Genomic DNA, 10,705 nt, shown 5'->3' with positions numbered 1-10,705 from the left:
CCACGGGGGCCGCTCCTGCAAGGGCAGAGCGAACGGACCGGACGGCCCCGCCTCCGACGGACCGCACCACCCGGGAACCGGGCCGCCCGCCACCGGCCGCGGCGACGGGCGGGCGCGGCCGACACCGCCGCCAGGATCTCCGCGGGCGTGGGCCGCTGCCCGGGCTCCTTGGCCAGGCACCGGCGCAGCAGGGGCCGCAGCCACGGCGGCGCGTCCCCGAGCCGCGCGGGCTCGGCCACCACGCGGTGGGCGATGAGATAGGGGCTCTCGTCGTCGAACGGCCCGGCGCCGGTGGCCGCGTACACCAGCAGGGCACCCAGCGCGAACACGTCCGCCGGCGGTCCGACGTCCCGCGGGCGGGCGAGCTGTTCGGGCGCCATGAACGGCGGTGAGCCGATGACCCGTCCGGTGACCGTCAGGGTGTCGTGGTCCGCGGCGCGGGCCACGCCGAAGTCGATGACGAGCGGCCCTTCCCGGGCCATCAGGACGTTCGCGGGTTTGAGGTCGCGGTGCACCACTCCGGCGCGGTGGATGTCGCGCAGCGCCCGGGCCAGTCCCGCGGTCAGGCGGCGCAACCGCGCCTCGTCCAGCGGGCCGTGCTCCTCGACGTACCGCTGCAGGGAGGGGGCCGGCACATAGCGGCTGGCCATCCACGGTGTCTCGGCGTCGAGTCCGGAGTCGAGCACCGGTACGGTGAACGGTCCGGTCACCGTGCGGGCGGCGGCGACCTCGCGGCCGAAGCGCTCCCGGAACTCCGCGTCGTCGGCGAGATGGCGATGCGCCACCTTGACCGCCACCGGCCGGCCGCGCCGGTCCCGGGCGAGGTACACGGTGCCCATGCCGCCCGTACCGAGCCGTTCCTCGATCACGTAACCGCCGACGGACCCGGGATCCCCCGTCCGCAAGCCCAACGCCCTGCCCCCTCGCCGGTCCCCCGCCGCCCGGCCCGCGGATTCCCCGGACCGGCCTCCTGGCAACCTGACCACGGTAGCAGGGGTGTTACGGGCCCGTGCCCGCACGGAGTGCCCCGTCCGTGCGGCCCTGCGGCGCGTTCCCTGAGTTCTCCCAGGTGCCCAACGGCGCGGATGTCCGTCAGGGTTGCCAGTCATGCTCAGCATCGACTTCACCGCGCGGGACCTGGGACGGCTGCGGGTGGCGGGGGACCCCGACCCGATGTGGGAGACCGTCCTCAGCCTGCACGTGCTGTACGGCCGTGAGGCCCCCCTCGTCTTCGACCCCTGGCGCCGCGAGGTCCGCGCGCGGCTGCGGCGGGCGGGGCTGGCGGGCACGGCGTCGGCGCTGCTGCGGCTGTGCCCTCCGGCCGCCTACTTCCCCGACTTCCTCACGCCGGGCGGGACGGGCCCCGGTATCGAGGAGGGGGTGGACCGGGTGCTCTCGACGCCGCGCACCGTGCTGGCCGCGGAGCTGACACGGCTGGCCCAGCACGGCCCGCTGCCGCCCTGGGCACGGCACTTGGCGGCGGGTGACGTCACCGCGCTCACCCGGCTCGGGGCGGCGCTGCGCGCGTACCACGCGGCCGCCGTGGCCCCGTACCGCGAGGCCGTCCGCTCGGCCGTCGCGGAGGATGTCCGGGCGCGGGCGCAGACGGTGCTGCGGTACGGGGCGGAGGGGCTGCTCGACGGCTACCAGCCGGAGCTGGCACGGCGCGGCGGCACGCTGGAGTGCGCCTACCCCTTCGACCGCGAACTGCCCCTGCGGGGAAGGCCGCTGACGCTCGTCCCGTCGTTCTTCTGCGTCCGGTGGCCGGTGACCCTCGCGGACTCGGAGCTGCCGCCGGTGCTCGTCTACCCGTTGTCACCGGCCCCGGGCTGGCTGCGGCCGGGGGCCGCGGCGCCGGACGCCGGGGCGCTGCCGCTGGGCCGGCTGCTGGGCACGCGGCGCGCGCAGGTGCTGGCCCTGCTCGACGAGGCGTGCACCACGACGCGGATCGCCGCGGAGCTGCGCATCGCCCTGGCCTCGGCCAGCCGGCACGCGTCGGTGCTGCGTGACGCCGGCCTGATCAGCTCGCACCGGGACGGCTATCACGTCCTGCACCGGCGCACCGCGCTGGGCGAGGCGGTGCTCAGCGGGACGGCCGGCCCCGTTCCGGCGTTTCCCCGCCCGGCGCCTCCCGCTCACGGAACCGGGACGGCGGCAGCCCGACGCGCCGGGTGAACAGCCGGCTGAAGTAGGCCGGATCCTCGAATCCGGTCATCCGGGCGACGGTCGCCGTCGGCAGATCCGTACCGGCGAGGAGCTCCTGGGCCCGCCCGAGCCGCACGGACAGCAGGAAGTCCTTGGGCGCGCGTCCACTGGCCCGCCGTACGACCGCGCGCAGGGACGCCGGGGTGAGGCCGAGGCGGGCGGCGTGCTCGTCGACGGACAGGGGGAGGAAGGCGTTGCGGGCGAGGGCGTCCAGCACGGAGCGGTCCCCGGGGTCGCCGTCCCCGGCGCGCGCGGCGCGCAGCTCCAGCAGCAGCTCGTGCACGGCGACGGCGGCCTCGACGTCGACGAGCGGGTTGCCGGGGCGGGCGGCGCGCATGACGCGGTTCGCGACGGCGGTGACGCCGTCGGTGCGGGTGAGGGGGACCACGGGCCGGTCCGGGGTGATGTAGCCGAGCCGGGTGTACGTGGCGGTGGCGGCGCCGGTGAAGGACACGAAGGTCTCGTCCCATCCGGTGCCGGGGTCGGGCCCGTACGCGTGCCGCACCCCCGGCACCAGCCACAGCAGCACGGGTGCGACGACATCCACCCGCGCACTGTTCCCGTACCGGAACCAGCCCCGGCCGGCGGTGACGACGACGGCGACGAACCGGTCCACGACCCGCGGCCCCACGACGGGCAGCGCCCCGCGCTGCACACCGGTGCCCAGGCAGACGAGCCCCAGCTCGCGGTGCATCGGCTCGGGGGTGAGGAAGCGCATCCAGCTGTACCGGTCCATGACGTGTCCGATCTTGCCGCACCCCGACACCGGGGGACAGCGCGGCGGGGCTGTTCGGTTCGTGTGAACCGAACACGCCGGGTTCGTGTGAAAAGGCACCGCCATTCCCGTCCGGAATACCACCCCGACCGAACATCCGGCATACGCGGGAATTGCGCCCGTTTGTTTGTTTCCCGGGGTCCGGTTGACACCGCGGAAGCACCCGGGTTTCGTGTGCGATTCGCGCCGTGCTCACCGGCCGGCCATGACGCGCCGGTTCGGTGGAGCGCGTCATTCGTGATCTGTGGAAGGGACTTTCGCATGCGCGGCAAGCTCCGGGCCGTCCGGGCCGCTCTCGTCGCCGGGATGGCCGTACCGGCACTCCTCCTGGCCTCCTCCCCCGGCCAGGCCGCCGACGACCGGCCCAGGCTGCCCGCTCATATCTACGGCGGCGCCTGGCCGACCAGCCACGTCCAGGGCGTGACCGTCGACCAGCGGCGCGGGTTCGTCTACTGGTCGTTCACCCAGATGCTGGTGAAAACGGACCTCGCGGGCAATGTCGTGGGCACCGTCACGGGCCTCACCGGGCACCTCGGGGACATCGATCTGAACGAGAAGGACGGCCGGGTCTACGGCTCGCTGGAATACAAGGCGGAAAAGGCGTTCTACATCGCGGTCTTCGACGTCGACAGGATCGACCGGACCGGTATGAACGCCGAGACCGACGGCGTCATGAAAGCCGTCCACCTCGACGAGGTCGTCGAGGACTTCACCGCCGACATGGACAAAAACGGCGTCTTCGACGGCGACACCGCCGCCACCCCCGACCACCGCTACGGCTGCAGCGGAATCGACGGCGTCTCCTTCGGCCCGGAGTTCGGGGAGCGCGGCGGCGCGCAGAAGCTGATGGTCGCGTACGGCGTCTACTCCAACACCGCCCGCACCGACAACGACCACCAGGTGATCCTGGAGTACGACATCAGCGACTGGTCCGAGTTCGAGCGCCCGCTCACCCAGTCCGCCCCGCACCGCAGCGGCCCGAAGCACTACGACGGCAAGTACTTCGCGTACACGGGCAACACCACGTACGGCGTGCAGAACCTGCAGTACGACCCGTACACGAAGAACTGGATCATGGCGGTCTACAAGGGCGTGAAGTCCGGCTTCCCGAACTACTCCTTCTTCACCGTCGACGCCTCCGCCGAGCCGCGCCGCGGCGAGATCAAGGGCCAGCCGGCCCCGGAGACCGGCGAACTCCTCACCCTGCGCGACGCCGGACTGACCGATCCGGCGACGGGCCTGCGCGGCTGGGAGTTCCACGGCAACTACGGCTTCGACGCCCTGGGCGACGGCCGCTACTACGTGGCCGAGGGCCGGGCCGTGGACGTGGACGGCGTCCGCAGGCAGGAGGGCGAGGCGTACCTGTACCGCTGGACGGGCGCGACACCGGCGCCCTTTGAGCGCCTCGGCTGACGCGTCAGGCGCCCGGGTGCCCGGGTGCCCGCCGTCACCGACGCGGCGGGCATCCGCTCGTGGCCCGGGCGCCGAGCGGGTCACCACGGTTGCTATGCACCCGTAACTGACGAAAGGGAACTCGAACGTGGAACTGGACACTGCCGCGCGCTCGTCGTGACCCACGAACCCCCCGAGGCGCCGGACGTCGTACCCGACCCGTGGCACGGCCGCGCCGTGCGCGACGACCTCAACGCCGCCTTACCCCCGGACTTCGCCGCCTTCTACCACCTCCACGTCCGGGCCTATCTCCGCTACGCGGACCTCCAGCTCGGCAGCGCCGAGGAGGCGGAGAAGGCGGTCGAGGACTTCTTCTGCGCCATGAGCGCCCGCTGGCCGCAGGTGCTGACCGAGCCGAGCGTCCCCGGCTGGGCCTGGGCCGCGTTCAAGCAGGACGTCGCGCGCCGTGTCGCGGCCCGCGGCCGGGGACCGGCCCTGGTGGAGACCGCCGCCTTCGCGGCGCTGCGCGACTACTCGCGCGCCACGATGGAGACCCTCGACTCGAGCCTGGGTCTGTACGAGGCCGTCGCCGCGCTCCCGGAGCGCCTGTACGACGTGGTGGTGCTGTGCTGCGTACTCGGCCTGAAGCAGCAGCGCGTCGCCGAACTGATGGGCATCAGCTATCCCACGGTCCGCTCCCATCTGCGCACCGCGCGCCGCCGCATCGCCCGGGACATCAACTACACCAGGTATCTGGAATCGGAGGAGGACCATGATGAGCCGGGGTGACGGACCGGACCGCACCGGGCCGCGACCGACCGCCGTACAGCTGGTCGAGGATCTGCACTCGGGATCCGGGACCGTCCCGGACCGCTTCGCGGACTTCGACGCGGACGCCGGACTCGAGCGCGTCGCCCGGCGGGTGCTGTGGGAGGGCGCCCTGTCCATGGACGAGCGCGCCTGGACCGCCGTCGCCGAGTGCCGGCCGCCGCGGACAACGTACGGCCGATGGCAGTCCGCCGCCCGCCCCGCGCCCGCGCATGTGTGGGCCGGCCTGGAGCTGCAGCGGCAGTCGGTCGAGCAGATCCGCGATCCGCAGGCCGTCGCCGCCATGGGCCGCTTCGCACGGGAGCCGGACTGGCGGCTGCACCAGCCGGTGGACGTCGACGGGGTGCTGGCCTTCGCCTGTGTGCTGTACCTCGCCGACCGGGTGGAAGGCGCCCGCTTCTGGTGGCAGTTCGCCGCGGGCGCCGATTCCGCGACCGCCGCCCGCTGCCTGTATCTGCACCACCTGCACCACGGCGAGACGGACGACGCCCGGCACTGGGAGGCGGTGGAGGCCCGGCTGCGCTGCCGTACGCCGGGACCGGCCCGGGCCTGGTTCGAGCCCCGGCGCGCCGACTACGTGCTCGCCGGCATGGGGAGCCTGTGCGACCGGCGCGGTCTGGTCGTGGAGGTCAAGCGGTACCACGATCCGGCCTGGATCGACGGCGGGGTCACGATGACCGTCCGGCTGGACGCACCGCTGGCCGAGGCGGTCCACCGGCTCAGGACGTACGAGGACGCCGATCTGGGCCCGATACCGCTGCCGGACACGGAGTTGGCCACGGAGCTGATGGAGGAGTGCGCTACGGCGGGGTCGTAGCGGGAGCGCGGGGGGCGGGACCGACGACCGGCCCCGCCCCCCGTGCGGCTCCCCCTACGCCGCGGGCGCCACGTCCCACTCCTCGTCCGGCGTACGCAGCACCGCCGCCGAAGCCGCCGCGAAACCGGCCGCGTTGAGCCCCCAGGCGAACAGGTCGAGCGCCGGGACGCCCGCGACGACCGACGCCAGGTGCAGCGGCTGGCACCCCACGACCAGCACAGCCGCCCACCGGGGCACCGCGCGCGTCCGCCACAGGGCGATGCCCAGCAGCACCGTGCCGACGAGATGGCCGAGCACGAACACGATGACGGCGATGTCCGTCGTCGGGTGCACCGCGTCGTACAGCCGGACGAAGGCGTCCTGCGGCAGATCCGCCCGCGCACCGGACCACAGCAGCGCGTCCGCCCCGGCCATCCAGCCCAGCGACAGATAGCCGGGCACCAGCAGCAGCAGCGCCGCCGCCGTCAGCCGGGGCGCGCGCCGGCGGGTGAGCCGGCCCACCCACAGCACGGCCGGCACCAGGGTCAGCACGGCCGCGTAGCCGCACCACAGGACGAGCGACTGCCGCCCCTCGTGCGCGGCGGCCTCACGGACCGTCGCGGCCGAGTCGTCGGCGGTGAAGTACGGCAGCGCGTACCGCAGTACGGCGACGGCGGCCGGCCCGAGCGGGATGAGCGCGGCGGCGAGCCACCGCGACGCGCGCCGCAGGTCGGGGGTGCTCTTCCGGAGCGTGGGGTCCGGGTCCGGGCCGGAACGGTCCTGGTCCTGGTCCGGGTCCAGCCCGGTACGGAACGGACGCGACATGGTCTCCCCCAGTGGAGTCGGGCCCGGACCGGCCGGGCGGACGGCCGGACCCGCTGTCCGGCTCGCCCTCGACCGTGCCGCCCGCGCCGTCCCGCGGTCAGGGGGATGTCTCCCGTCCGGCCCGGGAAACCGCCCTGCCCGCAAGGGAATCCGTTCCCGGGACACGGGAGGGGACGAGCCCCACAATGACGGACATGACCGCCCACGCCGCCGCACCCGGCGGCTCCCGGACGCGGCGACTCGCCGCGGTCCTCGGCCTGTTCGCCGTGGCCGAGGTCGCGGCCGCGGCGGCGCTCACCCCCGCGGTGGGCTGGGGCTGGCAGGACGCGCTGGAGGGGTTCGTCGTCACCAACTCCCTGATGGGCGCGTCCTTCGCGGTCTGCGGCGCGGTGATCGCCTGGCACCGCCCGCGGCTGCCCGTCGGCTGGCTGTTCGTGGCCGGCGGCGTCGCACACGCCACGACCGCGTGCGCGATGCCGCTCACCGAGGCGCTGCGGGACGACCTGGCGCCCGTACCCCTGCGGTTGCTGGTCACCGTCGCCACCTGGGCGTGGCCGTGGTCGATCGGGCTGTGCCTGCCGCTGGCCCTGCTGCTCTTCCCGGACGGCCGCCCGCCGGGCCCGCGCTGGCGGCCGGCGGTCCTCGCGGTGGCCGTCACCTCGCCGCTGTTCGCGCTGGAGCTGGGGATGGGCGACGAGCCCCTTGAGCCCGGGCTGCCGCTCGCGTACGGCGGCTGGTCCGGCTACGACCGCCTGCAGCCGCTGTGGACGGCGTCCGAGGCCCGCACGATGGGGGCGCTGGCCCTCGCGGTCGCCGCGCTCGCGGTGCGCTACCGCAAGGGCGGCGAGACGCAGCGCCTGCAGCTGATGTGGCTGCTGCTGGCCGCGACGGTGGCGGTGGCGGTCACGCTGCCGTGGGCGTTCGTCGCCGGCACGCCGGTCGTGGTGCTGCTCGCGATCCCGCTGATCCCGGCGGCGGTCGCGGTGGGGATCGTGCGGCACCGGCTGTTCGACATCCGGCTGGTGCTGTCACGCGCGCTCACCTGGCTGCTGCTGACGGCCGGGGTGATCGGGGCGTACGCCGGACTGGTGGCGCTGCTCGACACGTTCGTCGCCGAGCGGGTGGGCCGTTCGGCCGTCGCCACGGTGGTGGTGGCCCTGGCGGTCGCTCCCGTCCTGCCGCGGCTGCGGCGGCTGGTGGACCGGGCGATGTACGGCGACCGGGGCGACCCGGCGCGGGTGGCGTCCCGCGTCGGCCGCCGGCTGCAGTCGGGCGCGGACGCGGGGCTGCCCGACGTGGTCGCGGCGGTCCGTACGGCGCTGCGGCTGCCGTACGCCGCGCTGCGCGGGCCGGACGGCGCGGTGGTGGCGGAGGACGGGGCGGCCGGGGACGGGCCGGCGGAGGGAGTGACGGTGCAGGCGCTGGATCTGGAGTACGGGGGTGGGGTCGTGGGTGGGCTGATCGTCGGACTGCGGCCGGGGGAACGGGAGTTGGACCCGGCCGACCGGGACGTGCTGACGCTGCTGGCGGCTCCCCTCGCCGTCGCCCTGCACGCCCTCGGCCTGACCGCCGAACTGCAGCGCTCGCGTGAACGCATCGTCGCCGCACGCGAGGAGGAGCGCCGCCGCCTCCACCGCGATCTGCACGACGGCCTGGGCCCGCTCCTGACGGGCGTGGCCCTGAGCGCCGACGCCGCCGCGAACCTGGTGGTCGCCGACCCGGCCGGGGCGCGTCGGCTGATGGACGCGCTGCGCTCCGACACCCGCACCGCGATCGCCGACGTCCGGCGGCTGGTGGACAACCTGCGCCCGCCCGCGCTGGACGAGCTGGGCCTGGTGGGCGCGCTGCGCCAGCGCACGGACCGGCTGGCGGTGCGCGGCGGGACGGGCGGCGTCGCGATCCGGGTGGACGCCCCCGCGGAGGTGCCCGAACTGCCGGCGGCCGTCGAGGTGGCGGCGTACCGCATCGCCACCGAGGCGCTGACGAACGTCGTACGCCATTCCGGGGCGGACAGCGCGGTGGTCCGGCTGCGGTGCGCGGGCAGCCTGGACGTGGAAGTGCTCGACGACGGCCCGCCGAACGGCCCGTGGCACCCCGGTGTCGGCCTGACGGCGATGCGCGAACGCGCGACGGAGCTCGGGGGCGCCTTCACCGCGGGCCCCACCCCGGCCGGCGGCCGCGTCCACGTCTCGTTCCCGCTGGCGGCGACATGACCGCCCTGCGGGTCGTCGTGGCCGACGACCACCCCGTGGTGCGCGCGGGCATGCGGGCGCTGCTGTCGTCGCTGCCGGGCCTGGAGGTCGTCGCGGTGGCGTCGGACGGCCGCGCCGCGCTCCGCGAGGTCGTGCTGCACCGCCCGGACGTGGCGGTGCTGGACCTGCAGATGCCGGGCATGGACGGCTTCACGGCCACCCGTGAGATCACCCGCGCGGCCCCGGAGGTCGCCGTGCTGGTCCTGACGATGTTCGACGACGACGACTCGGTCTTCGCCGCGATGCGCGCGGGCGCCCGCGGCTATCTGGTGAAGGGCGCAGAACAGGAGGAGCTCATCCGCGCGATCCGCGCGGTGGCCGCGGGCGAGGCGATCTTCGGCCCCGGCGTGGCCCAGCGCGTCCTGGGCTTCTTCTCGGCCCAACCACCGCCCCCCGCGGACCCGTTCCCGGAGCTGACGGCCCGCGAACGGGAGATCCTCGCCCTCCTGGCGACGGGCCGCACGAACGCATCGATCGCACACCACCTGGGCCTGGCCCCGAAGACGGTCGCGAACCGGGTCTCGTCGATCTTCACCAAACTCCAGGTGGCGGACCGGACTTCGGCGGCAACCCGCGCCCGGGAGGCGGGCTGGATCGAAGGGCGGCCACCCGAACGGGGATGAGGGAAGCCCGGGGCACATGTGGGCCCCCTGCCTTCGAACTGCGCGGTAGGGGGCTCTCGTTTGTTGCTGAGGGTGTCAGTTGTGTCCGCCAGGAGCGTGTCCTGCGGGGTTCTGGTTCTCGGTGTCCTGCGTCAGGCCGCCACCGGTGCAGGAGGGCTGCTGACCGCCGGGCTGGTTGCCGCCGCCGTTGGTGCAGGAGACATCGACAGGTTGAATCTTGGCTTGGGCGACGCTTGCTCCGCCGACCCCGAGCGCGAATGCTGCGGCCGTAGCGGCTACTGCCGCCCCGACCCTCTTCACTGTCATGCTGGTCATAAGGCTTCAGCCTCCGGAGTTTCTCACTTGCGGCAGATGATCCGGACTGTCGCATCGATCAAGATCAAGTCTTCTTGGGTCGGCTACGCAATGTCAAGTAAATCGGGCGATTGTGACACAAATCGGCGGACGCCGCAACGGATCCGCAGATGAAGGGGCCCTGCCCGTACGGGACTTTGAACCCCTTTTCAACTACACGCGCACGTAAGTAACTCCACGCGTACGTAACAAACCGCCCAGTGGCTGCAGTCGCGCGCAGCGACCGGACGCGGTGGACGTTCGGTTACTCCTCCGGCACCAGCCGCAGCGAGACGCTGTTGATGCAGTACCGCTGCCCCGTCGGCACCCCGTAGAGCGTGCCGTCGTCGAAGACGTGGCCCAGATGCGACCCGCACTTCGCGCACCGCACCTCCGTCCGCACCATCCCGTGCGAGCGGTCCTCCAGCAGCTCCACCGCGTCCGACTCCGCCGGGTCGAAGAAGCTCGGCCAGCCGCAGTGGCTGTCGAACTTCTCCGAGGAGCGGAACAGCTCCGCCCCGCACGCGCGGCAGTCGTAGACGCCCGTCGTCTTGGTGTCGGTGTACTCGCCGGTGAAGGCGCGCTCCGTGCCGGCCTCGCGCAGGACGTGGTACTCCTGCGGGGTCAGCTCCGCGCGCCACTGCTCTTCCGGCTTGTCGATCTCGTACGGCATTTC

At 73.9% G+C, this 10,705-nt stretch carries 10 protein-coding genes; 6 read left to right on the top strand and 4 right to left on the bottom strand.

Translation table 11 applies throughout. The features are described from left to right. Positions 1-911, bottom strand: a 911-nt coding sequence (locus tag AB0M28_RS28820) for a serine/threonine-protein kinase (RefSeq protein WP_365411188.1), incomplete at its 3' end; no start/stop codon positions are given. Positions 912-1,107: 196 nt separating this feature from the next. Between AB0M28_RS28820 and AB0M28_RS28815 the strand changes: the two genes are divergently transcribed. Then, positions 1,108-2,175: a winged helix-turn-helix domain-containing protein gene (locus AB0M28_RS28815; protein WP_365411185.1), complete on the top strand. Its 1,068-nt coding sequence runs from the start codon at positions 1,108-1,110 to the stop codon at positions 2,173-2,175. On the opposite strand, the gene AB0M28_RS28810 is transcribed toward AB0M28_RS28815, so the two are convergent. Continuing rightward, positions 2,084-2,941, bottom strand: a complete 858-nt coding sequence (locus AB0M28_RS28810; RefSeq protein WP_365411182.1) for an AraC family transcriptional regulator — start codon at positions 2,939-2,941, stop codon at positions 2,084-2,086. The genes AB0M28_RS28815 and AB0M28_RS28810 overlap by 92 nt on opposite strands. 300 nt (positions 2,942-3,241) lie before the next feature. Between AB0M28_RS28810 and AB0M28_RS28805 the strand changes: the two genes are divergently transcribed. The 3 genes from AB0M28_RS28805 (at position 3,242) to AB0M28_RS28795 (ending at position 6,017) form a co-directional block, all read left to right on the top strand. After that, positions 3,242-4,393 (top strand): hypothetical protein, encoded by a 1,152-nt coding sequence (locus AB0M28_RS28805; RefSeq protein WP_365411179.1) that lies wholly within the window; start codon positions 3,242-3,244, stop codon positions 4,391-4,393. A gap of 156 nt (positions 4,394-4,549) precedes the next feature. Further along, on the top strand, positions 4,550-5,161 hold the full coding sequence (locus tag AB0M28_RS28800) for a sigma-70 family RNA polymerase sigma factor (RefSeq protein ID WP_365411176.1): 612 nt from the start codon (positions 4,550-4,552) through the stop codon (positions 5,159-5,161). Beyond that, entirely contained in the window at positions 5,148-6,017 is an 870-nt protein-coding gene (locus AB0M28_RS28795) for a hypothetical protein (protein ID WP_365411173.1), read from the top strand. The genes AB0M28_RS28800 and AB0M28_RS28795 overlap by 14 nt, the downstream gene beginning before the upstream one ends. 54 nt (positions 6,018-6,071) lie before the next feature. Here the strand turns inward: AB0M28_RS28795 and AB0M28_RS28790 are convergent, their stop codons facing one another. Beyond that, a complete protein-coding gene (locus AB0M28_RS28790; RefSeq protein WP_365411170.1) occupies positions 6,072-6,821 on the bottom strand; it encodes a DUF4386 family protein in 750 nt (249 codons plus the stop codon). A 194-nt stretch (positions 6,822-7,015) separates the two neighbouring features. Here AB0M28_RS28790 and AB0M28_RS28785 point away from each other — a divergent pair, with 194 nt between their 5' ends. Continuing rightward, positions 7,016-9,034, top strand: coding sequence for a sensor histidine kinase (locus AB0M28_RS28785; RefSeq protein ID WP_365411166.1), 2,019 nt, complete (start codon positions 7,016-7,018; stop codon positions 9,032-9,034). After that, positions 9,031-9,696, top strand: a complete 666-nt coding sequence (locus AB0M28_RS28780) for a response regulator transcription factor (protein ID WP_365411163.1) — start codon at positions 9,031-9,033, stop codon at positions 9,694-9,696. Before AB0M28_RS28785 ends, AB0M28_RS28780 begins: the two co-directional genes overlap by 4 nt. A 598-nt stretch (positions 9,697-10,294) precedes the next feature. On the opposite strand, the gene msrB is transcribed toward AB0M28_RS28780, so the two are convergent. Then, positions 10,295-10,702, bottom strand: coding sequence for a peptide-methionine (R)-S-oxide reductase MsrB (gene msrB, locus AB0M28_RS28775; protein WP_365411160.1), 408 nt, complete (start codon positions 10,700-10,702; stop codon positions 10,295-10,297). Positions 10,703-10,705 lie beyond the last annotated feature (3 nt).

The sequence above is a fragment of the Streptomyces sp. NPDC051940 genome, from assembly GCF_040680895.1.
Taxonomy (GTDB): domain Bacteria; phylum Actinomycetota; class Actinomycetes; order Streptomycetales; family Streptomycetaceae; genus Streptomyces.
Note: the sequence above shows the minus strand (reverse complement) of the source record. Positions and strands in the feature narration are given on the sequence as shown.

Coding starts and splice junctions, on each gene's coding strand:
- AB0M28_RS28815 (WP_365411185.1), top strand. CDS start 1,108: ATGCTCAGCATCGACTTCACCGCGCGGGACCTGGGACGGCTGCGGGTG.
- AB0M28_RS28810 (WP_365411182.1), bottom strand. CDS start 2,941: ATGGACCGGTACAGCTGGATGCGCTTCCTCACCCCCGAGCCGATGCAC.
- AB0M28_RS28805 (WP_365411179.1), top strand. CDS start 3,242: ATGCGCGGCAAGCTCCGGGCCGTCCGGGCCGCTCTCGTCGCCGGGATG.
- AB0M28_RS28795 (WP_365411173.1), top strand. CDS start 5,148: ATGAGCCGGGGTGACGGACCGGACCGCACCGGGCCGCGACCGACCGCC.
- AB0M28_RS28790 (WP_365411170.1), bottom strand. CDS start 6,821: ATGTCGCGTCCGTTCCGTACCGGGCTGGACCCGGACCAGGACCAGGAC.
- AB0M28_RS28785 (WP_365411166.1), top strand. CDS start 7,016: ATGACCGCCCACGCCGCCGCACCCGGCGGCTCCCGGACGCGGCGACTC.
- AB0M28_RS28780 (WP_365411163.1), top strand. CDS start 9,031: ATGACCGCCCTGCGGGTCGTCGTGGCCGACGACCACCCCGTGGTGCGC.
- msrB (WP_365411160.1), bottom strand. CDS start 10,702: ATGCCGTACGAGATCGACAAGCCGGAAGAGCAGTGGCGCGCGGAGCTG.